Here is a 25167-nt window from a genome sequence, read left to right on the forward strand (position 1 = left end):
TTGTCCTTATTACATTTATTGGTTAAACGTTTTTCTGCTCAAGTACCGGCACCGCATCATCATTGGGCCAAGCGTTAAATACCGCCTTAACTAGCGTTGCCAGCGGTATGGCGAAGAATACGCCCCAAAAACCCCACAGGCCGCCAAAGAGCAGCACGGCCACGATAATGGCAATCGGATGCAAGTTAACCGCCTCCGAGAACAAGATGGGCACCAAGACGTTGCCATCCAGCGCCTGAATAATACCGTAGGCCACCATTAGGTAGAAAAACGGTGCACTAAATCCCCATTGGAACAGCCCCACCATGGCCACAGGTACAGTCGCCGCCGCCGCCCCTATGTAGGGGATCAATACCGAAAAGCCGACCAATACCGACAGCAGCAAGGGGTAACGCAAGTCGAGCATGATAAAGGTGATGTAGCTAACGCCGCCGACGATAAAGATTTCTATCACCTTGCCACGGACATAATTGGCAATTTGTACGTTCATTTCGCGCCATACTCGCGACACTAACTCACGATTACGCGGCAAGTAGCGGCGGCTACTGTTCATTAACTCACGCTTATCTTTGAGCATGAAGAACACCAATACCGACACCAAAATCAGATACACCATTAGCACTGCGGCATTGGTAAGGGAATTGAACGACACGCTTAATATCTCATTAGCCGAGCCAAGTAAGCGGCTGCGGCCGTCGTCGAGCACGCTTTGCATCAAGGTTACATCGACGATTTCTGGATAGCGCTCAGGGAGCGTAAGCAGCACATCCTGAGTGCTGGTGATCATACTGGGTATTTCGCGAGCCAAGTTGGCCATTTGCGACAAAAACGTCGGTACTATGCTAACCAAAGACAAAATAACGACGATAGCGAACAGCAGCTGCACCAGTGCCGTGGCCAACACCCGTTTAAATCCCCAGCGTTCCAATCGGCTCACCGGCCAATCCAATAAATAGGCAATCACCACGGCGGTAAACAGCGGCGCCAAAATATGACCTAAGAAATAGACGACCACAAAGCCAAACAGCAGGCTCAAAAACAGCGCCACAGCACCGGGATCGGTAAACCGCGTTCGGTACCAATGCTTCAGAATGTCTAGCATGCAATTCTTTCCTTATGGGACCTTGGTAATAAGTAATGTCAACACGCGGCCATCGTCACTCTCTTGAATGACACTGTGCCCCATGCGTAATAAGTAACGGGGGATGTCTTGGCGAGATCCGGCATCTGAGATGCACAAGCGCAATTGCTGTCCCGCCGCAGCACCTTTAAGCCACAACTTAGCCTGCAATAAGGGCCTTGGGCAGCGCCAGCTGCTGGCATCCAGTGTTTCCACCTCGCCTCCGATAAATGTTATAAATTATCCCTTGCTGGGCGCAGTTAAACAATGCTTGTTACGCCTTATGGGGGCAGGTATTCTGCTATAAGCACATCATAAAACAAGGTAATTAAAATGAGGTTTCCTGCGGCTAGGATGGCACTGGCATTTTCTCTGCTTATTTTGACACCTTTACAAGCCGCCAACGGTTTACCCGATATCGGCACCGCCGGCGTCAGCGCTATGTCTATTGAACGAGAAGCCCGTTTTGGTGAGGCCTTTATCCGTTTTGCTCGCGCCAACCAAGCTGTGATTGACGATCCTGTACTTAATGAATACGTGGCCGATCTTGGGCTTAAGTTACTCTCCCAAGCAGATGCGGTGCGTTTCCCGTTTCAGTTTTTACTGATTAACGACGACACCATTAACGCCAGTGCCTTTCTCGGTGGCGTAGTACAGCTGCATACCGGCTTATTTTTATATGCGGAAAACGAAAGCGAGTTGGCGTCTGTTATCGCTCACGAAATCACCCACGTCACCCAACGCCACATTGCCCGCTATTTAGAATCTCAGTCTCGTAGCACACCACTCACCGTAGCGGGTTTAGTCGGCTCAGTTGCCTTAGCCGTGGTTAATCCACAAGCCGGCATGGCCGCCTTACAAACTACCCTTGGCTTAAAGATGCAGTCGGCGATTAACTACACGCGCGACAACGAGCTGGAAGCGGATCGCATTGGCTTGCGTCTCTTAAGTAATGCAGGTTTTGATCCTGATGCCATGGCTAGCTTCTTTCAAAAACTCGCCGATAAGTATCAATTTGCCAGCGCGCCACCGCCCATGCTGCTCACGCACCCTTTGCCCACCAGCCGTATTGCCGAAGCGCGTAGTCGGGCACAAGACTACCCGAAGAAAAACCATCCGGCCAGTTTAGGCTTTCAGATGGCAAAGGCACGGGTCATGGTGCGTTTTCAGCGTAATGCCGGCCCAGATCTGGATCGTTTCTTTGCCCAAGAAGCCAAGCAAACCAATGGTGCTTGGCAAACTGACGCCGCCCACTATGGCCAAGCGTTGGCCTTGCTACAAATAAATAAAGAAGACTTGGCAAGGCCCATTCTGACGGAGCTTGCACGCCGCCACGTGAATAATATCTTTATTTTGGATGCGCTCACCGACTTAGATAATGCCCAAGATAAACACCAAGCGGCCATTACCCGCTTACAGCAAGCACAACAGCAGCTACCCAATAACCAAGTGGTGATGATCAACCTCGCCGACAGCCTGCTGCAAGCAGACCGCCAACAAGAAGCCGTAACCTTGCTCGACAACTACTTGCGCCGTAATCCAGAAAACCCCTTGGCCTGGGATCTCATTGCCCAAGCCTATCGGCCCTTGAACAATGAGTCGGCGTTTCGCCAAGCGCAGGCAGAAGTCGCCGCCCTTAAAGGTCGCTATGAGGTAGCAGTCGATCAAATGGAAATTGCCACTAATCTGTCCACAGACAGCATGCAGCGTGCCCGCCTCGGAGCGCGTCTGGTACAACTGCGCCAGCAACAAACGGAGTGGGAAGAGTTGCGCAAATAGCCTTAAAGACAGCTGTAAGCGATCAGCTTTAAGCTGTCAGCTAACCCCTTTCAAAAACAAAACCGGCATCTTGGTGCACATCAAGATGCCGGTTTTTTGGTTTCAATCTTTGGTTTTACTTACGGCTTACCGCTTCAAGCTTACGGCTGTGTCTTCTGCCAATACTTATCCTGCCAATTAGCAATATCTTCGGGTTTTAATTCCCCTTGGTGGGTATCTACCAATTTACCTTTAGGATCCAGTACCAAGGTAGTGGGCAAGGCGCGGGGAGATTCAAACGGCCAAGGGCCGGCCAGTTTTGCCACCACCGGCATGGCCAGTTGATAGCGCTGACTCAAGTCTTGTAAAGCCTGATTCGATAAGGCATCAAAGCTCACCGCCAGTACCGCAGGCCCACCACTTTTACTGAGTTCATTAAGCAGTGGCATCTCTCGCAAACAAGGCGCGCACCACTCGGCAAAGTAATTCACCACTAGCCATTGGCCTTTATAATCGTTCAAGGTTTGCTGTTCGCCAGTAGCTAAGGTCAAACTGGCTGGCTCCTTGCAGCCGGTGACAACCGCCATTAAAGCCAGTATGACCACATATCCTGCATTACGCTTTTTCATCCGCCGTCTCCTCTATTGCCACTGCCATGGCTACTTTTATACCCTAGTGAGCATTATCACAGTACAATCCCCCTATTCGCACTCGAGAACGCCGCATGCTGGCGTGAGTGTTTGAGGTTATCGCATCCTACTGGATGCCGCTCTATTTATGAGGAGTCTGTAATGAGTCTGTCTATCTATCATAACCCGCGCTGCTCCAAAAGCCGCGAGACACTGGCCTTACTCGAAGCGCGCGGGCTGAGCCCTGAGATTATCAAATATCTCGACACGCCACCTAACGCAGATCACATTAGCCACTTATTGAGCCTGCTCGGCATGAGCTCGGCGCGCCAATTAATGCGTACCAAAGAAGACAGCTACCACCAGCTTAATCTGGCAGCAGAACACGATGAGCAGGCATTGATCGCCGCTATGGTGACCCACCCTAAGTTGATCGAGCGCCCAATAGTGGTCAACGGCAATCAAGCCGCCTTGGGCCGCCCGCCCGAGCAAGTGTTGGATATCTTATAATGACCACCCAAATTGCACGCGCATTGGCGCTCATTGGCTATTTTGGTTTAATGCTGTGGGTCATTTTATGGCACGGGTTTATCTCACCGTCGCCGCACTTAAGCCTAACCTTTATGCTGATCATCTGGCTGCCTTGGTTGCTTATTCCCATCAAGGGCATACTGCAAGGTAATCCCTACACTCACGCTTGGAGCGTGTATCTGCTGCTGCCTTACTTTTTACACTCAGGCGTGCTGCTATGGACAGATGAAGGTGAGCGCTGGTTGGCGATAGTCGAGTTGGTGTTGGCCAGCACTATGTTTATTGGCAACATGTATTACGCCAAATTACGCGGGCGCGAGCTAGGCTTGAGTATTCGGCGCAAGAAAGAAGTTTAAAATAAAGCTGTCAGCTTTAAGCTATCAGCCGTAAGAAAACCATAAAACCCCGAGTCGGCAGATTCGGGGTTTTTCTTTGCTACAGATAAGATGCCAAGCGAGAGAAAGAGCATTTTTGCCACGGAATCCACGGACAAAAGCTAGTCCAAGAGCGACCAGAACAAAGAACTTTGATTTGTTGGAGTTTACCTCTGGTTAGTCTCTTTAGTAGGATTCGCTCTTATCTCTATTTTTCTGTGGATTCAGTGGATTCAGTGGCAAGAAAATTTTTAGTCTTTAGCTTATGACTGGCAGTAGTTCCTCAGGTTCTGGGCTGCAAATGCTTGGACCAATAGTTTTCTAGGCGGCGAAAACCCCATACTAAGGCGAAGGTCAGGCACATATATAACAAGCCGGCGGCCAAGAAGGCTTCAAAGGGCGAGTAGTAACGGGAGTTGACGATGCGCGCCGCACCGGTTAAATCCACGATAGTAATAATGCCGGCCACCGCCGAGCCATGCAGCATAAAAATCACTTCATTACTGTAGGCCGGCAAGGCACGGCGAAATGAATTCGGTAAAATGATACGCCGCAGCGTGGTGAATTTACTCATGCCATAGGCGTACGCCGCCTCTACTTGACCGGTGGGCATGCCATTAATGGCGCCGCGAATGATCTCTGCGGTGTAGGCGCTGGTATTTAAGGTGAAAGCTAACAGCGCACAAAACCAAGCCTGACTAAATAACTGCCACGCCATGGACTCTCGCAACCCTTGCCATTGCCCTGCGCCGTAATAAATCAAAAACAACTGCACCAATAAGGGCGTGCCGCGAAAAAAATAAATATAAGCCCAAGCAGGCCCTTTGATTAACCAATGGCGACTATTGCGCCCTATGGCTAGCGGCACGGCTATCACCAAGCCAATAACTAACGACAGCGCCACTAACCAGACGGTGGTGTAAAAGCCCTGCCAATAGACAGGCCATTCATTGGCAATAATAGTGAAGTCCATATCCCCTCCTATCTAAGCGGGCTCGCGTGGCTAGCGCTATCGGGTAGGCAACGAATAATGGTGCTCGGCCCACTTTAGTAGCCCAGTAGAAATACTGGTAAATAAGAGAAAGGTCAGCGCCACCGCCATGTAAAAGGTAAAGGGCAATTGCGTGGCACCGGCGGCCAGCCCCGCCTTTCGCACCATGTCATCTAAGCCAATAATCGACACCAGCGCCGTAGTTTTAAGCAACACCAGCCAGTTATTGCCAAGCCCTGGCAATGCGTGGCGCATCATTTGTGGCAACAAGATGCGGCGCAGCACTTGGTTTTTGGTCATGCCATAGGCGCGCGCCGCTTCTAGCTCGCCGGCATCCACCGCCAACATGGCACCACGAAAGGTTTCCGTCATATAGGCGCCAAAGATAAAACCTATGGTCAGCACACCGGCAATAAAGGGGCTAATTTCCATATAATCCGGCACATAGCTGGTCCATTGGTGGGCGGGATTATCACCGCCAAACCACCCATTGAGGCGCTCATTTAAGGATAATAAGGCATAGTTAAGCAGCACTTGGCCGCCAAAAAATAACAGCATCATCAGCACTAAATCGGGAATACCACGTATTACCGTGGTATAGAGGGTAGCCAGCCAACGGGCCGGCTTAAAAGTGGAGAGTTTAGCCAGCGCACCCAGCAAGCCCAGCGCTAAGGCTAGCAGTAGAGAAAGTAGCGCCACTTGTAGGGTGAGCTCGGCGCCTTGCAATAAGGAGCTTGCATATCCTTTTAAGTCCAGCATCACTCCCTCCTTTAATATTGGCTGCCACATATTGACGGCCAAGCTTGGAGCCTAAAACAAACGGCCCTGAGTAAGCCTGCACGCCACGTTAAGCGCGCACTACACTCATGAGTGGCGTTTATTCGCCATAAACGTCGTACTCAAAATACTTGTCATTCACGGCTTTGTATTTGCCATTTTCTCTGAGCTCACCAATGGCTTTATTCAGCATCTGCTTCAAGTCTTGGTCTTGCTTGCGCACCGCTATGCCAAAACCTTCGCCAAACCATTTCTCATCGGTAATAGAAGGGCCAACAAAGGTATATTGGTCACCACCCTCTTTATTGAGCAGCCCCTCTTCAATGGCGGTGGCATCGAGAAAGACATAATCAACGCGGCCAGACTTCAAATCCAAGTAAGCCTCATCAGCGGTGCCGTAACGCACTAATGCCAATTCTTTACCGAAATTCTCACTTAAGTATTTATCGTGGGTGGTGGCAATTTGCACGCCCACTTTCTTACCCTTTAGCCCTTCTTTGCTTAGCTCAAGCGTCGCGTCTTTTTTGGCCACAAACTTGTTGGGAACCAGTGCATAGCGATTGGTAAAATCCACGGTGCGCTGTCGCTCTTCGGTGATCGACATGGCGGCAAGAATAGCGTCGTATCTACGCGCTAACAGTGCCGGTATTATGCCGTCCCAATCTTGGGCAATCAGCTTACACTTCACCTGCATCTGTTCGCACAGCGCATTGGCCATATCCACATCGAAACCTTGCAGCTGACCTTTTTCATCAGTCCAAGAAAACGGCGGATAGGCGCCTTCAATAGCAAAACGTACTGTCTTCCATTCCTTGGCGTGTACCGCACCCGCTGCCAGCGAGGCCATAATGGCACCGGCGATTAACAGTTTTTTCATCATATTACTCCTTGTATTACGATTGGTTTTACTAACAACGTCACTGTCTTACTCACGGCTTTATTGCTTTTTTTGCTAAATGGGCCGCTCACCGCACTTTAATAAACAGAGGAAATAAACTGCTTAAAGCGCTCCGAGGTCGGATTAGCAAATACCTGCTTAGGATCCCCTTGCTCCTCTACGCGCCCTTGATGTAAAAACAGTAATTTATTCGACACTTCACGAGCAAAGCTCATCTCGTGGGTCACCACCAACATGGTGCGCCCTTCTTCGGCAAGGCTCTTCATCACCGCCAAGACTTCACCAACCAGCTCAGGATCCAGTGCCGAGGTAGGCTCGTCAAATAACATAACTTGCGGCTCCACCGCCAAGGCGCGGGCGATGGCGGCTCTTTGTTGCTGACCACCAGATAGATGATTAGGGTAGGCATCCCGCTTCTCATACAAACCGACTTTTTGTAACAAAGCCTCCGCCTGGGCTATAGCCTGCTTTTTCGGCACGTTAAGCACCTGAATTGGCACTTCTATGATGTTTTCCAAGATGGTCATGTGTGACCACAAATTAAACCCCTGAAACACCATGGCAAGACGCGAGCGAATGCGCTCCACTTGGCGCATATTAGCCGGCTGGCGCTCGCCGTTTTTAGCGGTGCGCATCTCAATCAATTCACCGTGCAGGCGCACCTCGCCGGCGCTGGGAATTTCCAGTAAATTAATGCAGCGTAACAAGGTCGACTTGCCGGATCCCGAAGCGCCAATAATGGAGATCACGTCGCCCTGCTCGGCCGTCACATCTATGCCTTTTAGTACGTCAAGCGAGCCAAAACTTTTATACAGGCCCGTCACCTCAAGGGCTGGTTTATTCATGGCGAATCCTTGCTGCACGGGCCATTACGACCTAAAACCATCACCAGCTAACAGTTGCTAAATTAACAACTGTGTAACGAGCACTAAAAGCTAGCAGCTGTTTAGGCCAATAACAATAGAATGCCTTTTTCTGCTGCGTTAACTGTGTCTAAGACCATAAAAATAGTAAAAACAAGTCGTTAACTCGAACTCCGTTAGACTAGTTTAGCCACTCGACTGCGGCTAGACTTGGCCTTTAGTCACACGGGAGACTCACTCCTCGGGACCAGATAAGTGTAAACTAGCCTGCATGTCGATTAGCCGTGCATCTATTATTGCCCATACCCTAATTCTTCATTCGCCCCGCTATTATGGGAAGTTAATCCTTATGTATTCCGGCTTATTACTGGTGTTATTACCGCTCGCACTGGGCTATTGCATACCTTGCCGCTCAACAGGCATTTTACGGCTGCTAAATCTGGCGGTGGCGCGCATGGTGTATCTGATTTTATTTTTAATGGGCATCAGCCTTGCCTTCGTCGATAATCTGGTCAGCCACTTAGGTACAATTTTTAGCGTCAGCCTAGTGTTTTTGGCCTGCATTAGTGTGGCCAACTTAAGCGCCCTGTGGTGGCTAGACCGCCGCCATAATCGTCTTGAGGGCACCATTGGCGCGCCTTTACTCAGTAAGTGGCGTTTATTATTAGACTCTGTGTGGTTGTGTGCGGTGATCTTAGCCGGTGTGGCCATAGGCCAAGTATTAGATGCCAGCTGGTTTGCGGTAGACACCTTAAGCGAATGGGCGCTGATGCTACTGTTACTGCTGATTGGCATACATCTGCGCAACTCCGGTATGCCGCTGCGGCAAATTTTGCTTAATCCCTGGGGGTTAAAAATTGCAGGGTTAGTCTTGGTCAGCTCTTGGTTTGGCGGTGCGGCGGGCGCTTGGGCTTTAGGCATGCCTTTAGCCCAAGGCTTGGCGTTTTCATCGGGTTATGGTTGGTATTCGCTGTCGGGGATCTTAATTACCGACCAACTGGGACCGGTACTGGGCAGCGCCGCTTTTATTAACGATCTCGCCCGCGAGCTGTTCGCCATCATGTTGATCCCCACTCTAATGCGCCGCTTTCCCTCGGCCGCCATCGGCTATGGCGCCGCCACCGCCATGGACTTTACGCTGCCGGTGTTACAACGCAGTGGCGGTGTGTCCGTGGTACCTGTGGCCATCGTCTCGGGCTTCATCTTGAGCTTGGCCGCCCCCATTTTTATGCTGGGTTTTTTATCATTGGGTTAAGCCATAGCCGAAAGCTAGAAGCTAGAAGCTAGAAGCTAGAAGAAAGCCTATGATTGTGGTCTTAAGTATTTTTCTTACCGCTTTCAGCTTCTGGCTTAAAGCTTTCCCTTAAGAGCTAATTGCGGCTAAATTGCTCTGTTATGGTCGGAATATCCCTTTATTTCTTGCACCTTGGCGCTCAATCAGTATTGTGAATAGAGATTTTGATTTATTTACTTCCAAAGGAAGGACACTTGATATGAAAACTGTAGGTTTGGTCGGTTGGCGCGGTATGGTGGGATCGGTATTAATGAGCCGCATGGTGGAAGAAGGCGATTTTTCCCGTATTAAACCGGTCTTTTTTACTACCTCGCAAGCGGGCCAAGCGGCTCCGGACTTCGGCACAGATGCCGGTACCCTGCAAAATGCCTACGATATAGAAGCCCTCAAGGCGCTGGACGTAGTTCTTACCTGCCAAGGCGGCGATTACACCAAAGAAGTGTATCCAAAACTTCGAGCAGCAGGCTGGAACGGCTACTGGATTGATGCGGCATCTGCACTGCGCATGGAAGACGATGCCTTAATTATCTTGGATCCGGTCAACGGCAACAAAATTCAAGACGCATTAGCCAATGGCGCCAAAACCTTTGTCGGCGGCAACTGTACCGTGAGCTTAATGCTGATGGCGCTGGGCGGTTTGTTTGAACATGACTTAGTGGAATGGGTAGCTGTATCTACCTATCAAGCGGCCTCCGGCGGCGGCGCGCGCCACATGCGTGAGCTAGTTAGCCAAATGGGCATCTTGCACAATGAAGTCAGCGACGAATTGGCGGATCCCGCTTCTGCCATTTTAGAGCTAGAGCGCAAGGTGACCGAAAAAACCCGCAGTGGCGACTTGCCGACCGATAACTTCGGCGTGCCCCTAGCCGGCAGCTTGATCCCGTGGATTGATACTCAGCTGGAAAACGGCCAAAGCCGCGAAGAGTGGAAAGGCCAAGCCGAGACCAACAAGATCTTGGGCGTTAGCCAAATCATTCCGGTAGACGGCCTGTGCATTCGCATTGGCGCACTGCGCTGTCATAGCCAGTCGTTCACCATTAAGATGAAAAAAGACTTACCAATCAGCGAAATTGAGCAAATTTTGGCTGCCAATAACGATTGGGTGAAAGTGATCCCTAACGATCGCCAAGCCTCTATGGAGCAACTGACGCCTGCCGCCGTAACCGGTACCTTAACCGTACCCGTAGGTCGTTTGCGCAAGCTAAATATGGGTCCTGAATATCTGTCCGCCTTCTCGGTAGGCGATCAGTTGTTATGGGGTGCCGCCGAGCCGCTGCGCCGCATGCTGCATTTGTTGCCATAAGACTGACTATTTTAAGTTAGTTACACTATCAAGCCCGCCATTTGGCGGGCTTTTTTATGGATGAGTAAGAGTGAGGGGTAAATAGTGAAGAGGACGAGCTAACTGCAAACCCAAGATCCTGACGTGCGGCACATGACGGCGTAAATTCGAAACGTGGCCTGGTGTTTAACGATAGAAATTTCTTTTCAAATCTTATCCCTATTTTTCCGTGCATTCCGTGTTCTTCCGTGGCAAAAAATTCTCTTGTTGTTGGTTTCGACTGCGTCGAAATGCGAGAGCAAGCGTTCGCCTACAAGCTTACCGCTGCCCAAGCGCCTAGATTTAGTGGCATGCGTCTTTAGTGTTAAACAAAACTTGTTCACAAAATCGCCTCGGGTTAGGATCTGCCTCCTTTTTGCCGATCACTTGAGGCTCTCATGAAAACATTCATTCCTAGCAAAGATGCTGCGCTGGAAGACTCTATTAGCTACTTTCAGCAACAACTCATCCAGCTTGGCTTTGATATTGAAGAAGCCTCTTGGCTCAACCCTGTGCCTAACGTGTGGTCGGTACATATTCGCGATAAAAGCTGTGGCCTATGTTTTACCAACGGTAAAGGCGCCAGCCAAAAAGCTGCACTGGCGTCGGCATTAGGCGAGTACTTTGAGCGTTTGGCGACTAACTACTTTTTTGCCGACTTTTACTTGGGCCAAAACATAGCCGACGGCGACTTCGTGCATTACCCCAATGAAAAGTGGTTTACGCTGACCGACGATAACAGCTTGCCTAAGGGCATACTGGATGACTACACCCGCGGCTTCTACGACCCGGAAGGCGAGCTGACCGCCGACATGCTGATCGACTTGCAGTCTGGCAACGACAATCGCGGCATCTGTGCCCTGCCTTTTGAGCGTCAAGGTGATTTAGAAACCGTTTATATTCCCATGAATATCGTCGGCAACTTATACGTGTCTAACGGCATGAGCGCCGGTAACACCCGCACCGAAGCCCGCACTCAAGGCCTGTCTGAGGTGTTTGAGCGCAGCATTAAGAATCGCATTATAGCTGAGCGCATCAGCCTGCCGAAAATTCCTGCCGAAGTGTTAGCCCGCTATCCGCATATTGAAGCGCCGATTGCCGCATTAGAAGCCGAAGGCTATCCCATTCATGCCTTCGATGCCTCACTGGGCGGGGAATATCCGGTGATCTGCGTGGTGTTATTTAACCCTAACAACAGCACCTGTTTTGCTTCATTTGGTGCTCATCCGCGTTTTGAAGTGGCGTTAGAGCGCACCGTGACCGAGCTATTACAGGGTCGCAGCCTCAAAGATTTAGACGTGTTTGTGCCACCGTCGTTTGAAGATGACGAAGTGGCAGATCACCATAATCTGGAAACGCACTTTATCGACTCGTCGGGTTTGATCAGCTGGGACTTGTTCCAAGACCAAGCCGATTATGAGTTTGCGGACTGGGACTTTAGCGGCACGTCAGAGCAAGAGTTTACCCACCTATTAGCGATTTTTGACCGTCTCAAGCAGCCTGTTTATATCGCAGATTACGAGCACTTAGGCGTGTATGCTTGCCGTATTTTGGCGCCGGGTATGTCGGACATTTATCCGGCCGACGACCTCACCATGGCCAACAACAACATGGGTGCGCATTTGCGCGCCACCTTGTTAAGCCTGCCAGAAAGTGATGCAGATGCCGAGCAGCTAATGAGCTTGTATGAGTTGTTAGAAGAAGAAGGTTTCGATGACTTTACGCGTATTCGTGAACTGCTGGGCATTGCCTCTACTAAGGGCACCGCTTGGCACACCTTGCGCATCGGCGAGCTGAAATGCATGTTAGCCTTAGCGGCCAATGAGTTAGCGTTAGCGCTGGAATACGCCGACTGGACCTTGAGCTTTAACGCTTCTGTATTTAGCGATGAGCGTCATCGTTATTATCGCTGCTTAAAAGCCGCCCTTGAGCTGCATTTGAGCGAAGACCGTGATCCCGCTCAGTATATCTCGGCTTTTAACAGCATGTTTAGTGAAGACACGGTAACGCAAGTGTGGGCACAAATTGCAGGCCAAGCGCGTTTTCATGGCCTAACTCGAGCCGATGAAAGTTTAGCGGACTTCCCTACTCATCAGGCTCTACTGGCGGTGTATGAGAAGTTACAACAAGCGAAGCGTCAACACGCCGCAAGCCAATAGCGAGAAGCTAGAAGCTAGAAGCTATACAAAGCAAAAACCGGCCTAGGCCGGTTTTTTTATGTCTAATGAAGAGCTTAAATAAAACTACTTATCAGTTAAGACTTTTTGTCTTTCAAAATTTCTTTTAAGCCTGCTACATCTACAGCCCCTGGAATTAAGGTGCCGTCAGGGAACACTAAGGCTGGAGTACCGTTCAAGCCTAAGCTTCTAAACAAACTCAGATTTTGATTAAGCTTATCCGATACTTTTTTATCGTCAGCGGCAGCCAATAAGGCCTTGCTATCTAAACCGGCTTTGTCGGCAATGCTCGCCAAGGCGGCACTTGACACTTTCTTTTGGTTCATCAGAGCTTGATGCAGCTCTTCATACTGGCGAGGAGACTCCATGGCAGTAGCCAAGGCCAAGCGAGCCGCTTGTACTGAGTCTGGGCCTAAGATGCCGAGATCTTTCACTATGATCTTCAGCTCAGGCTCTTCTTTGATCATGGTCAGCAAGGTTGCATTCATACGATGGCAATAAGGGCAGTTGTAGTCGGTGAAATACACCACTTCTATCTTGCCCTTAGGGTTACCCATGATGCCGTCGGTTTTATTGGCGAACAGCTGCTGTGACTGTTGTTTAAGCTGCTTAGAAAATTCGGCTTGGCTCGTCAGCTGATCTTTTTCTTCCAGCTTGATAATGGCTTCGCGCAAAATTTCAGGCTGTTCAAGCAAGGTTTCGCGCACCAACTTTTGGAATTCGGCACGGCTCATTTCCGCTTGAGCGGGAGCAGCAGACAATAGGCTCAAGGCTAACATAGGCGCCAAGGCGGGTAGGAACTTAACAGTCATCAGCATCTCACATAAAAAGGATGAAAAGGCAGCCTACCAGACCAGCAGTCGCAGCTGAAGGCTTATATTATTTATTAATAATATAATCACGATCCCGATAGGTGCAGAGCCACTGCGGTTTAAACACCACCAGCACGGTAATGGCCATGCCATTGAGCAAGGCTTCGGGGAATAACAATAACGGCAGCACACTCAGATAATTATCAAAGACTACCTGCCAACTGTGTTGCTCAGTCCACACCATAAAGCCCGAGAACAGTAAGATTTTTAAGGTGATAGTGAGAGCGGCATTCAAGAAACCGGCGACAAAAATATAAACAAACAAGTGGCGATACAAATAGCTGTAAGTTAATAAAAACAGCAAGTAGCTAGCACTGAGCGGCACTATCACACCCAGCAATAAATTAGGCCCAAACATGGCCCAAGACTCAAAACCAAAGAGGGTGACCAGCAGTAAGCTTAACGCGGCCATCAGCATGCCCATGCGCCAACCCAGTAAGAGCGCAATCGTGGTTAAGCCCAGAAAGTGTACTTCTAAACCCGGTTTTACACCCGCTTGCAGCATCCATAACGGCACCAAAGCAATGGCCGCACCAAAGCACAGATGATGACGGACTTTATCATTCAGCCAAGTCTGCCAATCAAAGCTCCAAGCCGCACCTAGCAGCACTAAGATGCCTATTATTATCACTTTATGCTCCTGTTATGCTCGAATATATGCCCACTCCAAGGTCATAAATATAACTCAGCACCAGCAAAAGCTGTATGGCTCGCGTGAGGTAACCCCGCTTTTCTCAGCGCTCAGCGCTTAACGCTCAGCGCGACCAGAATGACATGTGTCAGCTAGCAGCTGCAGAACTATCTAGAAGAGCCAAGCTCATCCATGGGCTGTTAGTTTTTGGCTGTTATTTTTTAACCAGGCTATAGCTGAGCTTATCCAAGGTGACGGTGACCGACAGCTGGCGATTTTCCACATGGCTAATTTGTATTAATTGATAATCTAATGCCGGTGCTACCCAAAAGCGCGTTTTACGTTTACTGTTACCGCGGTCCCGCTCCACAATCAAACTTTCATAAGGGCCGATACCGGTATTCACCACTTCTTTGCCGACCACATTAAAGGTGGTTATCTTAATTTCGCCATCACGCGCTATCGGGTAGGTTAACGTCGTTTTGCCAGCCATTAAGTCGCAACGGGCTTCAAAGAAAAAACTCACCGGATCAAAAGCCTCTCCGTTAGTAGGGACTAACTTATCACCGTGTTTATCCTGAAACAGCGCCATCTTGGTCTTTTGGTCAAACACCAGCCGTTCTTCATTACGCGTACCTAGGTATTTGGTTTTATAGCTAAAGGTTTGGGGGGTGGCGGTACAGTTTTTCCAGCTAAAGCTGGCTTGTTGATCCACGTCTAACAGCCAGTGCGCCAGCGAAAAGTGCACATTATAGTTACCCTTATTACGGTCAATTTTTAAGGTATTCACGCCGCGGGTTTTGTCACCATTGAGTAGCACACTATATTCAGCACTTAAATGATCAATATCTTGGGCGAAAGCCGAGGCACTGGTGAGTACCAGCGTCAGTAGCCATAAAAATGGTTTGGTCATCAACATTTCCTTATCTGGGTCTCTGCCTGTGTGACGTTTAGCTATCTTGAATCGCTAGAGATTTTGCACATCTGGTAAGCGTTGTGCCAACCATACACCAACTAGACCTAACAAAGAAAATACCAAGATCACCACGAAATTAGAGAATAATGCCAGCAACATGCTCAAGGCGCCGACCAGCAGTAATAATATGCCCATCAGCGTATTACTCACCGCCACATAATCGGTGCGTCTATTTCCGCCCGCCAAATCCACTAAATAGGTTTTTCGCCCGACTCGTACTCCGGCATGAGCGACACTCAAGATAAACACCACAATGGCAAAGTAGCCACTAAAAGTGCTGCCAGACCATAAACTTAAATGCAGCCAAACCACTAACCCCAGTATCGATGCTAAGGTGGCCGCCCATTGCATCACGCGCTTAGAGGAGTAATCTGCCAGCCGGCCCCATACCCAGCTACTGACAAATTGGGCCAAGCCTTGCGCTATCACTAAGCCGCCCAACACTTGCATGCGGCTATCTTCGGCTTGCGCCAACAACACATAATAAGGCGTCACCAAAGCCGTGGATAATAGCAAGGTGCGCACCACTAAAAAGCGAGCAAAATTGGCATCTTCTTGTACTAATTTCAGGCTTGACCAAGCTTGGCGCCAGCCATTTACGCCGCCAGAGGTAGCACCCGGTTCCTCAACTATGGCCCAGTAGCAAAGCATGCCAAGCCCCCACACTCCAGCCGCCAACAGCAAAATAGTCGCATAACCCCACACCGGAATATCATTTAAACGACTCAGTACTAAGCCAAATACCAGCCCTATACCACCGGCCCAACTGGCACCCAAGCCCGTCACCTTGCCCCGCTCGCGCTTTGGCACCGTCTTACCTAACACGTCTTTAGCGGCAATAGAGCACAAGCCTCGGGACACACTCATTACCGTCAATAAGCCCAATAATAAACAGCCCGCCACCCAACCCGAGCTAAGCATGGCCACCACCGCCATCAGCACCAAGCATAAGGCTTGCAAGCCTGCGCCCCACAGCCAGGCGCTTTTTCGATAAGGCATGCGCCGCACATAAGCGCCCAACATAATTTGCGGCAGCATGGAGCCACTTTCACGTATGGGCACCAGCCAGCCGATAAGCCACACAGGTGCGCCTAATGCTTGAAACAGCCAAGGTAATACGGTTTTAGCATTGGTCATCAGCTCGCTCAAGGCACTGGCCACTTGAGCCAGGATTAACTTGCTGCGATTACCTTTCACCACTTGGCAGTCTGCATCGGGAATATCTTGGCATAGGCGAGTATCATCCTCAGACAGTATTATCTGCCACATAGCGCGGGGCGCGGTCTGGCTGGGGCGTTTAAATGTCATGCATTCCCTCACGGATCACGAAAATCGATTCATCTGGTTCTCAGTTTACGCTTAAGACCTTATGATTATGAGTCATTAGGCTCTCTTTTATGAACCGCATGCAGACCCAAGGACTCAATAACTCATGGACACAGGCTATCGCATTATTATTGCCGATGATCATCCTTTGTTTCGCAATGCGCTGCACTTAGCCGTCAGCCAGGCGGTAACGGGCGTTGTACTACAGGAAGTAGACTGTATCGATCAATTAATGCAGCTATTAGCCGAGCAGACTGAGGTGGACTTATTATTGCTGGACTTGAAGATGCCAGGCGCCAGTGGTTTTTCCGCCCTTGCCAGCTTGCGCCATCTTTACCCTGAGCTACCTGTGGTCATCGTCTCAGCCACCGAAGAGCCCGCAGTGGTGCAGCAAGCCATGCATTTTGGCGCCATGGGTTTTATTCCTAAATCCACGCCGCTGCCGGCGTTAGTCGCCGCCTTGCACGCCATTTTAGCCGGTGATACTTGGTTTCCGGTCGGTGTTAGCCTAACGGCGGCACCTGCGGATAACATTGCCGAGCGCCTCGCCAGCCTCACACCTCAGCAGTTTAAGGTGCTGGCTATGCTGTCTGAAGGCAAATTAAACAAGCAAATTGCCTTTGAGCTGAGCGTCTCCGAAGCCACGGTTAAGGCCCACGTTACCGCCATCTTTCGCAAACTCAACGTGCAAAATCGTACCCAAGCGGTGATCGCCATGTCGCAGATGAGTGAATAGTGAATAGAGAATAGGGAGCAGGGAAAGTCCCTATTCCCTATATTCCCTATATTCCCTATTCCCAGCTCACCGCATTAAACCAAATGCTGCAACAGCGCCCTTAGCTTCATGGGTTTTACGGGTTTACTTAAATAGCTTAAATTCAATTGCTGCAACTGGGCTTGCAGCTCGGGCTGGCGGTCGGCGCTGATGATCACAGTCGGCACCCGCCCATATTCTTGATGCAAGTGAGCCACCACCTCAACGCCAATTTCACCGGCGTCCAAGTGATAATCCGACAGTATCACTTCAGGCAAAAAGCCGTCTTGATAATGCAGATCGGCCGCCGCCGCATTAAGCGCTAAGCGTACCTCACAGCCCCAACGGCCGAGCAGGCTGCCCATGGCAGTTAAAATATCCGCCTCATTATCGATACACAGCACCTTTAAGCCGACTAATTGGCTAGGAGAAGCACTGCCAAGATCGGTGGGCAAAGAAGCAGACTTACCACGCCCCACCGCAGATCGCGGTACCGTCACGCTAAACACAGAGCCTTTGCCTTCGGTGGAACGCACCGCCAAACTGTGGCCCAGCATCACCGCCAAACCTTGCGCTATGGCCAACCCTAATCCTAAGCCTTGTTGATATTGGCGTTGGCCGTGCTCTAGGCGCATAAATTCATCAAAGATAGCGCCTTGTTTATCGGCGGCAATGCCAGGGCCGTTATCCCAGACCTCCAAGCACAAGCTGTTGCCCCTATGACGGGCGCCCAGCAACACCCGACCGCCCGGATTATAACGCAGCGCATTGGTGAGAAAGTTTTGTAAGATGCGGCGCAATAAGCGCGGATCACTGTGCACACCCAAGTGGCTGTTTACGACACCAAGGCGTCCTCCGTCTTGCTCCACTAGCACACCAAATTCGACCTTTAGGGTGTCAAATAGCTCAGCCAACGCAAAGTCGGTGGGCTTGGCGGTCAGCGTGCCCGACTCGAGACGCGACATATCCAATAAGTCGCCAATTAAGTCTTCTGCTGCCACCAAGGATCTGTCGATATGACCGGCTAGGCGACGACTTTCATCATCATGAGAGGTTTCTAGCCACGAAGAGGCAAATAGCTTGGCGGCATTGAGCGGTTGCATTAGATCATGGCTCACCGCCGCTAAGAAACGGCTCTTGGAGGCACTGAGTTTTTCCGCCTCAAAGGTAGCCGCCAGCAATTGCTGGTTCACGGTCGACAGCTCATGGGTGCGTTCGGCCACCCTGGCCTCCAACTGCAGATTGGTGTCTTTTAGCAATTGCTCCGCTTGGCGAAAGGCAGTGATGTCATTAAAGGTCATCACGAAGCCACCGCCCGGCATGGGGTTGCCCTGCACCTCAATCACCCGGCCATCGGCGCGGGTACGCGATGAGATATGCGACGACCCAGCCCGCATATACCTCAGTCTGCGCTCCACCTGCTGCGCTACGGCACCCGAACCACATAGGCCGCGTTCGGCGTTATAACGAATAATATCGGCGATGGGCCGCCCCACTTGAATAAGACTCATGGGGTAGCCAAACAGCTCTATATAACGCCGATTCCAGGCCACAAGATTGAGCTCTTTATCGACTACAGAAATGCCTTGGCCTATGTGCTCGATGGCGCCTTGTAATAGGCGGCGATTAAAACGAAACACATCGCCTGCTTCATCCACTATGGTAGCCAGCTCATCCAGCTCCATGGAGCGGCCTTGCAAGGCCGAGGCCAATACTAGGCGCGCCGATGAGGCGCCAAATACACCGGCCAACACCCGCTCGGTGTGGCGAATAAGGCTAGCGGGCGCTTGCATACTGCCATCGAGCGTTCCCTGCTCACCGGCGTAGCGAGAAAAAGCGCGGCTCACGCGGGCCGCGCCCACAAAGCGCGAGGCCAGCTGCTCCAACTCTTGTACCGACACCTTGGCGCGATACACACCGCCGTCATCTTTATGCTGACGCCCCACGAAAGCCGCCGCTTGTAAGCGCTCGCTTACCGTAGACATGGACCACCAAGAGCCTAATAAGTAGGCGATTAAGTTAAACACTAGGCTTAAGAAAATGCCCCACGTAACCGGACTCATGTCTGCAACCGCGCCCCATTGCGGTGGCGTTAACAGCCAAAGCAAGACGTTGCTGTTGGCATCACCGGCAAAAAAACCGGTTTCGGCCATCAGGTTTAGCAGCCACATCAGCATGCCGAGGCTTAAGCCCCAATAGGCACCGCGCCGGTTGCCACCGCGCCAAAATAAACCCAGTACCAAGGCTGGAATAAACTGGGCGATAGCGGCAAAGCTCAAATAACCAATGCGCGATAAGCTGTCGATGTCGCCTAACCATAAGAACACCAGCCAAGCGGTGACCATGATCACCACTATGGTGGCGCGTCGCACCTTGAGCAACAGCTGTGCCACGTCATTAAAGTCGGCGCCCTGTACTTGGCGACGGCGCAAGATCATCGGCAACACCAGATCATTACTGACCATGATGGCCAGCGCGATAATAGAAATAATCATCATGCCGGTGGCCGCCGAGGCGCCACCAATAAAGGCCAACACCGCCAAGCCCGGCTGCCCTTGCGCCAGCGGCAAGCTAATAACATAAGTATCCGGTGAGGCATCTACCGGCAACCACTGTTGGCCGGCCAGTGCCAACGGCAACACAAACAGCGCCATTAACAATAAATACACCGGAAATAAGCGCCGCGCCCAGTGCAAGTCGGCGGAGCCATGGCTTTCGACCACAGTCACATGAAACTGGCGCGGCAGGCAGATCACGGCACTCATAGACAAGAGCGTATACACGGCCATGTCGAGCAAATTTGCGCCGCTCACTTGGGTAAAGCTACTGATCACCTGCTCGGTGATCATGACCCGCTCTTGATTGGGGTAAGCCACAATCAACCAGAGCGCGAAGCCCCCCACCACAATAAAGGCCACTAACTTGACCACGGACTCCACGGCAATCGCCACCATAACGCCGCGCTGGTGCTCGGTGGCATCAATATGGCGGGTGCCAAACAGCAAGATAAACACGCTGAATAATACGGTGACCATAAACGCCACTTGGCTGGCATTTTGGCCATCATTGCCCACTACATCGGGCGCCACTAAGTGCAGCCCCATAACGATGGCTTTGAGTTGTAAGGCGATATAAGGCAAGACGCCGACGATGGCGATCAAGGTCACGTACACGGCTAAACGTTGGGACTTGCCGTAGCGGGCGGCAATAAAATCCGCAATTGAAGTAATGTGCTCACGCTTGGCCACGTCAATCAGGCGCGCCAAAAAAGGGCCCGCTAAGGTAAACATCAAGATGGGGCCGAGATAAATAGAAAAGTAAGACCAGTTATCTGTGGTGGCTTGGCCGACGGTGCCAAAAAAGCTCCACGACGAGCAATACACCGCCAGCGATAAGCTATAAAGCAGAGGCCGCAGTCGACCGCCTTCATGGCCAACCTTAGTCTTATCACCCAGCCAAGCGCACAAAAACAACACCGCCAAATAGGCCAATGCGATATTAATGACGGTCCAACCCTGCATTTAGGTTCCCTTTTATGAAGCGTGAGGGGTGAATAGCAAGAGCAAGAGCAAGAGCAAGAGCAAGAGCAAACACTAAATCTGCAAACTGGGTGTTTTACGCCTTACGCCTCACACCCTACTTCTCACACGTCTGCGCCACTAATGGCCTCTGTAATAACCAAAATACCGGCAGCACCAGCGCCGCCATCAACCAAAATACTCGCCCCGCCCAAGCAGGATACAAGTAACCCGACAACGCCAACAAGAGCGCCACCATTAAGCCCATGGCTAAGGCGGCATATAGCGCCTGCGCCCCCGCTGCAGTATGGGGCGCTAAATCGCGACTAATATAACGAATTGCGCCTAAGTGACTGAAACAAAAGCTGCCCGCATGCAGCAGTTGCGCGGCTATTAACCAAGCCAACTCGGTGGTTGCGCCTAAAATCCCCCATCTTACTAGCGCGCATCCGGCGCCAAGCAATAATAAATGCCGCGCACTCAAATGGGAAAAGATGCGCTGATTGCAGGCCAAAACGAGGATCTCCGCCAATACCCCTAAGCCCCATAAGTAGCCCACCGTGCTGGTGGCATAGCCTTGCTGCTGCCAATAAAGGGCGCTAAAGCCATAGTAGAAAGCATGACTGCCTTGCAATAATGCCACTATTAATAAAAATCTCGGCATGCAGTCTCTGCGCCACACAGTGCTAAGCCCCTCGCCTTTTGGCTCATTAGCGCCCGACATCGGCTTAGGGCTCACCGGCACTAGGCTCATCAGAGTCAAACCCAACAAGGCCAGCAGCCATAAATGCAAGATCCAGTCTACTCCGTAGTGGGCGCTCACTTGACCCACCAAGATATTAGCCACGATAAAGGCCAAAGAACCCCATAAACGCGCGCGGCCATAATCCAAACGCACCTGCACTATATAGCGGCTGGCTAAGGTGTCGTTGAGCGGGATCAGTGCCGGATAGAAAAAATTCAGTAGCAGCATCAACAGCCAAAGGTAAAGCCCAGAGTCTATCCAGTAAAAAGCCAATCCGCAGCATAAACTAATGCAGGCTAATATACGCAGTGCCGGCTGCAAATGCTGAGCCGTACGCACTTGGCTCATCACCCATAAGTTGCCGACGGTGCGCGCCAGCATGCTGGCGCCAAGCAATAGGCCAATGTGGTGAGCAGACACCCCAACACCGTCTAGCCATAGCGACCAATAAGGCAGATAAATACCGTAGCTAAAATAAAACAGCCCAAACACACCCGCCAGCCAAGTGGCCGGTGAGCAAGCGTTCAGTGCCCAAGCACAGCTACGCATATTCATGTATTTACCTTTATCACGCACACCACCTTATAATAACGCAATGGAATCACATGACTCTTTACCGTCATGGGCTGATTGGCTCTGCTCATTAACTCGCGATCATTAACCAATGCTCATTAACCAATGTTCATTAACCAAGAGGTATTATGCGCCCTTTATTATGCCGGTTTGCTTTGGCACTGTTCAGCCTATTGCTGATGGGCTGCCAAGTGACCTCATTATCATCGAGCTATGTGTCAACTTTGAGTCTCAATACGCTTTATGATTATCAACTCAGTGACGCCAAACAGCAGCCGCTCACCCCCATTCAAGCGGCGGTGCAATTAGCCAGTTTTGATGTGGTGATGGTGGGAGAATTGCACGGTCATCAGGGGATACACCGTTTTCAGGCGGATTTATTCGCCGCTCTGCTGCAACAACCCCACCCTTGGGCCTTAGCCATGGAGCAATTTAGTCGCGATCATCAAGCAGAGGTAAACCGTTATTTAGCCGGCGAGTTAGGTGAAGAGCAGTTTATTAAACAAGCCAATGCCTGGCCCAGCTATAAAAGCGATTATCGCGCGCTATTCATGCTGGCAAAAGAGGCCAAAGCACCCGTGATCGCCGCCAATGCGCCGCTTAACATAGTGCGCTGCATTGGCAAATTCGGGCCTGAGTATTTGCAGAGATTACCGGCCAAAGAACGGAGCTGGGTGGCCAAACAGCTAACCCTTGATTCTGATGCCTACAAGGCGCGCTTTATGGCTAATCGTCATCATGGGCAAGCGCCAAGCGAGGCGCAATTTGCCGCCCAAACCAGTTGGGACGACACCATGGCCGAAAGTATTAATGACTATCTCGCTCGGCATCCCAGCCAGAGCGTGATGCTCACCCTGGGCCGCTTTCATATTAAGGAGGGATTAGGCACAGTTCAGCGCCTACAAGCGCGCAATCCCGCACTTAAAATAGCGCTCATTTATCCGGTGACGGCAGATGAAATAGAGACAGAGCCTCAAGCACAGAGCTGGATGTTAAAAGTGGCCGCCCTGCCGCCCGCGCGCCTTACCGGTGAGCCCTTGCCGACCTTTAGCCTAGGCGAGCCAGAATGTTGAGTAAGCGTCGATAAACCGGCGATTAAACAAATAGCGCCGCTCAGTCCGCGACTACACAGAGATTACGGTTCATTGCTTTAGCCTGATATAAGGCCTTGTCTGCACGGTTGATCAGATGCTCATAATCTGGGTGGCCATCGAAGGTCGCCACCCCACCGCTCATGGTCACAGACACGGTTTTTTCACCCGCCAACTGCAAGGGGTTGTTGATAAGTTTAAGACGGATAGTTTCGGCGATAGCCAGCGCCTGCTCCGCCGCCACTTCTACCAACACCACCAATAACTCTTCACCGCCGTAGCGAAACACGAAGTCACTGCTGCGCACCGAGCTGGCGATTAAATTCGCGACCTGTTGCAACACCAGATCTCCGCCTTCGTGACCGTGGTTATCGTTGATGGCCTTAAAATGGTCGATATCAAATAACACCACCGAAAACACGCCATTACAGCGCTTGGCCAGCTGCACCTCACGATTCATTACCGCCGGCAAGAAACGTCTATCCAGCAGTCGGGTCAGGGTGTCGCGGCCTTGCTCCAGCTCTATGTAGCGGTCAAACATGGTGGTCATAAAATAAATAATGGCTTTGACTTCTTGCTGCAACTTGGCCATTTTTTCGATCAAGAGCTCGCTCTGGTAGCGCATGGTCGGCAGCAGCTCACCGTCGATATACAACAACACCTGCTCTATCTGTTTAATTTCTGCGGCGCCATCAAAGACAGTGATCGCCTGATGATGAAACCAAAGTCCAAATTCACTGCGACTTAAACCTTTTAACACCGACTCGCCACTGTGCAGGGCAAACATTAGCTCATGGCTCCAATCGAGCACAGCCGCGCGCTGGCGCTCGCGCTCCACCGCCAGATTCAAACTCAGGGTATGCAGGCGATAGGCCTCGGCGGCGCGGCTCTTGCGATCCGCATTGGTCACATAGGCCAAGCTCATCAGCTCGATGGACACATCCATCACCTCTTGTACATACAAGGCGGCATGCAACCACTCGGCGGGCGTGTGCCAGATCTGGGTGATGTACTCCAACAGGCGCTGCTTGTGCAATCGTGCGCCGGCGGACACTAAATTGATGGGAAGATTGATCCTTGCATGCACCTTGCCTACTTCAAATTGGCGTGCCACCGCATCTGGAATAGCCTCGGGCGTTTGCAGAGAAAATACCTGATCCAACCAGCGCACCATAGAAGCATGCAGCCGTTGATGCACCACTTCGTGAGCCAGAAACTCCTGCGCTGCTGGTTGCTGCATCATCTGGCTGTAAAAATCTTCTGCCAGCTCATGAGCATGCGCCAATACCAGCTCGCGCACTCGAGCACGCATGCCTTCATCATAATTAGACAAAATAAGATGCCACTGGCGCTGGCCGTAATTGAGAGGGTCTATCATAACGAGGCTACTATTAAGGCGATAAAAATGAGGCCGCATTGTAAAGAGTTTTGCATCGCCGATATATGTTTTTGCTTAGTTTTTAGTAATAGCGAGTATTCATTACTAGTTTTTTATCGCAACTTAGGCCTATTTATTGAATGCTTTGCGTTTATTAGCCATTGTCTTACTCAACCTAATACACCTTACTAAACCTAACTAAGTAGATCGGTATAACAGATGTGGAAATGAAAAAAATATTTTTTGCCACGGAAGAACACGGAACTCACGGACGCAGTTCACGTGCGACAAGCGCCAAAAAGCCTTTGATGGATAAGAGCTACTTTCAGATCTGATCACTATTCTTCAGTGGATTCCGTGGATTCCGTGGCAAAAAGTCTTTCGTTTTTAAAGAGCAAACTAACCAGAAAACTCCACAGAAGTTATGAGTTATGAGTTATGAGTTATGAGTTATGAGTTATGAGTTATGAGTTATTACTTATGAGCCTAACTATTGGAATGGCCCGACTAAAGTAGACACCAGTTTAAGCAGCATTAAGTTGCTGCGCATATGCGTTGGGGGTTAATCCT

22 protein-coding genes are annotated in these 25167 nt (G+C 50.7%); 8 read left to right on the forward strand and 14 right to left on the reverse strand.

Going from position 1 to position 25167, the window contains the following annotated elements:
* Positions 1 to 22: 22 nt before the first annotated feature.
* Together ACEN2G_RS12360 and ACEN2G_RS12365 are read right to left on the reverse strand one after the other, a co-directional pair.
* On the reverse strand, positions 23 to 1102 hold the full coding sequence (locus ACEN2G_RS12360; protein ID WP_442021968.1) for an AI-2E family transporter: 1080 nt from the start codon (positions 1100 to 1102) through the stop codon (positions 23 to 25).
* 12 nt (positions 1103 to 1114) lie between these two features.
* Entirely contained in the window at positions 1115 to 1336 is a 222-nt protein-coding gene (locus tag ACEN2G_RS12365) for a sulfurtransferase TusA family protein (protein ID WP_442021970.1), read from the reverse strand.
* 117 nt (positions 1337 to 1453) lie between these two features.
* On the opposite strand from ACEN2G_RS12365, the gene ACEN2G_RS12370 reads away from it, so the two are divergent.
* Positions 1454 to 2899, forward strand: coding sequence for a M48 family metalloprotease (locus ACEN2G_RS12370; RefSeq protein ID WP_442021971.1), 1446 nt, complete (start codon positions 1454 to 1456; stop codon positions 2897 to 2899).
* 140 nt (positions 2900 to 3039) lie between these two features.
* On the opposite strand, the gene ACEN2G_RS12375 is transcribed toward ACEN2G_RS12370, so the two are convergent.
* The gene (locus tag ACEN2G_RS12375) at positions 3040 to 3507 is read right to left on the reverse strand and encodes a TlpA disulfide reductase family protein (protein ID WP_442021972.1); all 468 of its coding nucleotides are present in this window, start codon (positions 3505 to 3507) and stop codon (positions 3040 to 3042) included.
* Between the two features lie 162 nt (positions 3508 to 3669).
* On the opposite strand from ACEN2G_RS12375, the gene arsC reads away from it, so the two are divergent.
* Both arsC and ACEN2G_RS12385 read left to right on the forward strand, forming a co-directional pair.
* Positions 3670 to 4017 (forward strand): arsenate reductase (glutaredoxin), encoded by a 348-nt coding sequence (gene arsC, locus ACEN2G_RS12380; protein ID WP_442021974.1) that lies wholly within the window; start codon positions 3670 to 3672, stop codon positions 4015 to 4017.
* The gene (locus ACEN2G_RS12385) at positions 4017 to 4394 is read left to right on the forward strand and encodes a DUF2069 domain-containing protein (protein ID WP_442021976.1); all 378 of its coding nucleotides are present in this window, start codon (positions 4017 to 4019) and stop codon (positions 4392 to 4394) included. Before arsC ends, ACEN2G_RS12385 begins: the two co-directional genes overlap by 1 nt.
* Positions 4395 to 4695: 301 nt before the next feature.
* Here ACEN2G_RS12385 and ACEN2G_RS12390 read toward each other — a convergent pair whose 3' ends face one another.
* From ACEN2G_RS12390 to ACEN2G_RS12405, 4 genes are all read right to left on the reverse strand, one after another.
* Positions 4696 to 5385: an ABC transporter permease gene (locus tag ACEN2G_RS12390; protein WP_442021978.1), complete on the reverse strand. Its 690-nt coding sequence runs from the start codon at positions 5383 to 5385 to the stop codon at positions 4696 to 4698.
* 36 nt (positions 5386 to 5421) lie between these two features.
* Positions 5422 to 6162, reverse strand: a complete 741-nt coding sequence (locus ACEN2G_RS12395; protein WP_442021980.1) for an ABC transporter permease — start codon at positions 6160 to 6162, stop codon at positions 5422 to 5424.
* Between the two features lie 118 nt (positions 6163 to 6280).
* Positions 6281 to 7057, reverse strand: a complete 777-nt coding sequence (locus tag ACEN2G_RS12400; RefSeq protein WP_442022007.1) for an ABC transporter substrate-binding protein — start codon at positions 7055 to 7057, stop codon at positions 6281 to 6283.
* A gap of 98 nt (positions 7058 to 7155) precedes the next feature.
* Entirely contained in the window at positions 7156 to 7923 is a 768-nt protein-coding gene (locus tag ACEN2G_RS12405; RefSeq protein WP_442021982.1) for an ABC transporter ATP-binding protein, read from the reverse strand.
* A 367-nt stretch (positions 7924 to 8290) separates the two neighbouring features.
* Between ACEN2G_RS12405 and ACEN2G_RS12410 the strand changes: the two genes are divergently transcribed.
* The 3 genes from ACEN2G_RS12410 (at position 8291) to ycaO (ending at position 12715) form a co-directional block, all read left to right on the forward strand.
* Complete coding sequence (locus ACEN2G_RS12410) at positions 8291 to 9196, forward strand: lysine exporter LysO family protein (RefSeq protein ID WP_442021984.1); 906 nt, start codon at positions 8291 to 8293, stop codon at positions 9194 to 9196.
* 238 nt (positions 9197 to 9434) lie between these two features.
* Entirely contained in the window at positions 9435 to 10538 is a 1104-nt protein-coding gene (gene asd / locus ACEN2G_RS12415) for an aspartate-semialdehyde dehydrogenase (protein ID WP_442021986.1), read from the forward strand.
* Between the two features lie 416 nt (positions 10539 to 10954).
* Positions 10955 to 12715 (forward strand): 30S ribosomal protein S12 methylthiotransferase accessory factor YcaO, encoded by a 1761-nt coding sequence (gene ycaO, locus ACEN2G_RS12420; RefSeq protein ID WP_442021988.1) that lies wholly within the window; start codon positions 10955 to 10957, stop codon positions 12713 to 12715.
* Between the two features lie 95 nt (positions 12716 to 12810).
* Here ycaO and ACEN2G_RS12425 read toward each other — a convergent pair whose 3' ends face one another.
* The 4 genes from ACEN2G_RS12425 to ACEN2G_RS12440 all read right to left on the reverse strand — a co-directional run bounded on the left by ACEN2G_RS12425 (position 12811) and on the right by ACEN2G_RS12440 (position 16520).
* Positions 12811 to 13545 (reverse strand): DsbA family protein, encoded by a 735-nt coding sequence (locus ACEN2G_RS12425; protein WP_442021990.1) that lies wholly within the window; start codon positions 13543 to 13545, stop codon positions 12811 to 12813.
* Positions 13546 to 13612: 67 nt separating this feature from the next.
* Positions 13613 to 14236, reverse strand: a complete 624-nt coding sequence (locus ACEN2G_RS12430) for an energy-coupling factor ABC transporter permease (protein WP_442021992.1) — start codon at positions 14234 to 14236, stop codon at positions 13613 to 13615.
* 214 nt (positions 14237 to 14450) lie between these two features.
* Positions 14451 to 15149: a DUF3108 domain-containing protein gene (locus tag ACEN2G_RS12435; RefSeq protein WP_442021994.1), complete on the reverse strand. Its 699-nt coding sequence runs from the start codon at positions 15147 to 15149 to the stop codon at positions 14451 to 14453.
* Positions 15150 to 15203: 54 nt separating this feature from the next.
* Positions 15204 to 16520: an MFS transporter gene (locus tag ACEN2G_RS12440; protein ID WP_442021996.1), complete on the reverse strand. Its 1317-nt coding sequence runs from the start codon at positions 16518 to 16520 to the stop codon at positions 15204 to 15206.
* A 124-nt stretch (positions 16521 to 16644) separates the two neighbouring features.
* Here ACEN2G_RS12440 and ACEN2G_RS12445 point away from each other — a divergent pair, with 124 nt between their 5' ends.
* Positions 16645 to 17274: a response regulator transcription factor gene (locus ACEN2G_RS12445; RefSeq protein WP_442021998.1), complete on the forward strand. Its 630-nt coding sequence runs from the start codon at positions 16645 to 16647 to the stop codon at positions 17272 to 17274.
* A 74-nt stretch (positions 17275 to 17348) separates the two neighbouring features.
* On the opposite strand, the gene ACEN2G_RS12450 is transcribed toward ACEN2G_RS12445, so the two are convergent.
* Complete coding sequence (locus ACEN2G_RS12450; protein WP_442022000.1) at positions 17349 to 20813, reverse strand: NahK/ErcS family hybrid sensor histidine kinase/response regulator; 3465 nt, start codon at positions 20811 to 20813, stop codon at positions 17349 to 17351.
* Positions 20814 to 20928: 115 nt separating this feature from the next.
* Complete coding sequence (locus tag ACEN2G_RS12455; protein WP_442022002.1) at positions 20929 to 22110, reverse strand: 3-phenylpropionate MFS transporter; 1182 nt, start codon at positions 22108 to 22110, stop codon at positions 20929 to 20931.
* Between the two features lie 146 nt (positions 22111 to 22256).
* Here ACEN2G_RS12455 and ACEN2G_RS12460 point away from each other — a divergent pair, with 146 nt between their 5' ends.
* Positions 22257 to 23201 (forward strand): ChaN family lipoprotein, encoded by a 945-nt coding sequence (locus ACEN2G_RS12460; protein ID WP_442022004.1) that lies wholly within the window; start codon positions 22257 to 22259, stop codon positions 23199 to 23201.
* Positions 23202 to 23241: 40 nt separating this feature from the next.
* On the opposite strand, the gene ACEN2G_RS12465 is transcribed toward ACEN2G_RS12460, so the two are convergent.
* Positions 23242 to 24597, reverse strand: a complete 1356-nt coding sequence (locus ACEN2G_RS12465) for a diguanylate cyclase (protein ID WP_442022006.1) — start codon at positions 24595 to 24597, stop codon at positions 23242 to 23244.
* Positions 24598 to 25167 lie beyond the last annotated feature (570 nt).

Origin of the sequence: Oceanisphaera sp. W20_SRM_FM3 (assembly GCF_052119705.1) — a bacterium.
Lineage (GTDB): Bacteria > Pseudomonadota > Gammaproteobacteria > Enterobacterales > Aeromonadaceae > Oceanimonas.

What these genes read in the sequence shown, in the direction of transcription:
- ACEN2G_RS12405 (WP_442021982.1), bottom strand. Translation starts at nt 7,923, where the DNA reads ATGAATAAACCAGCCCTTGAGGTGACGGGCCTGTATAAAAGTTTTGGC.
- ACEN2G_RS12465 (WP_442022006.1), bottom strand. Translation starts at nt 24,597, where the DNA reads ATGATAGACCCTCTCAATTACGGCCAGCGCCAGTGGCATCTTATTTTG.
- ACEN2G_RS12375 (WP_442021972.1), bottom strand. Translation starts at nt 3,507, where the DNA reads ATGAAAAAGCGTAATGCAGGATATGTGGTCATACTGGCTTTAATGGCG.
- ACEN2G_RS12360 (WP_442021968.1), bottom strand. Translation starts at nt 1,102, where the DNA reads ATGCTAGACATTCTGAAGCATTGGTACCGAACGCGGTTTACCGATCCC.
- ACEN2G_RS12395 (WP_442021980.1), bottom strand. Translation starts at nt 6,162, where the DNA reads ATGCTGGACTTAAAAGGATATGCAAGCTCCTTATTGCAAGGCGCCGAG.
- ACEN2G_RS12445 (WP_442021998.1), top strand. Translation starts at nt 16,645, where the DNA reads ATGGACACAGGCTATCGCATTATTATTGCCGATGATCATCCTTTGTTT.
- ACEN2G_RS12390 (WP_442021978.1), bottom strand. Translation starts at nt 5,385, where the DNA reads ATGGACTTCACTATTATTGCCAATGAATGGCCTGTCTATTGGCAGGGC.
- ACEN2G_RS12370 (WP_442021971.1), top strand. Translation starts at nt 1,454, where the DNA reads ATGAGGTTTCCTGCGGCTAGGATGGCACTGGCATTTTCTCTGCTTATT.
- arsC (WP_442021974.1), top strand. Translation starts at nt 3,670, where the DNA reads ATGAGTCTGTCTATCTATCATAACCCGCGCTGCTCCAAAAGCCGCGAG.
- ACEN2G_RS12450 (WP_442022000.1), bottom strand. Translation starts at nt 20,813, where the DNA reads ATGCAGGGTTGGACCGTCATTAATATCGCATTGGCCTATTTGGCGGTG.
- ACEN2G_RS12425 (WP_442021990.1), bottom strand. Translation starts at nt 13,545, where the DNA reads ATGACTGTTAAGTTCCTACCCGCCTTGGCGCCTATGTTAGCCTTGAGC.
- ycaO (WP_442021988.1), top strand. Translation starts at nt 10,955, where the DNA reads ATGAAAACATTCATTCCTAGCAAAGATGCTGCGCTGGAAGACTCTATT.
- ACEN2G_RS12460 (WP_442022004.1), top strand. Translation starts at nt 22,257, where the DNA reads ATGCGCCCTTTATTATGCCGGTTTGCTTTGGCACTGTTCAGCCTATTG.
- ACEN2G_RS12455 (WP_442022002.1), bottom strand. Translation starts at nt 22,110, where the DNA reads ATGAATATGCGTAGCTGTGCTTGGGCACTGAACGCTTGCTCACCGGCC.
- ACEN2G_RS12400 (WP_442022007.1), bottom strand. Translation starts at nt 7,057, where the DNA reads ATGAAAAAACTGTTAATCGCCGGTGCCATTATGGCCTCGCTGGCAGCG.
- ACEN2G_RS12385 (WP_442021976.1), top strand. Translation starts at nt 4,017, where the DNA reads ATGACCACCCAAATTGCACGCGCATTGGCGCTCATTGGCTATTTTGGT.
- ACEN2G_RS12440 (WP_442021996.1), bottom strand. Translation starts at nt 16,520, where the DNA reads ATGACATTTAAACGCCCCAGCCAGACCGCGCCCCGCGCTATGTGGCAG.
- ACEN2G_RS12435 (WP_442021994.1), bottom strand. Translation starts at nt 15,149, where the DNA reads ATGACCAAACCATTTTTATGGCTACTGACGCTGGTACTCACCAGTGCC.
- ACEN2G_RS12410 (WP_442021984.1), top strand. Translation starts at nt 8,291, where the DNA reads ATGTATTCCGGCTTATTACTGGTGTTATTACCGCTCGCACTGGGCTAT.
- asd (WP_442021986.1), top strand. Translation starts at nt 9,435, where the DNA reads ATGAAAACTGTAGGTTTGGTCGGTTGGCGCGGTATGGTGGGATCGGTA.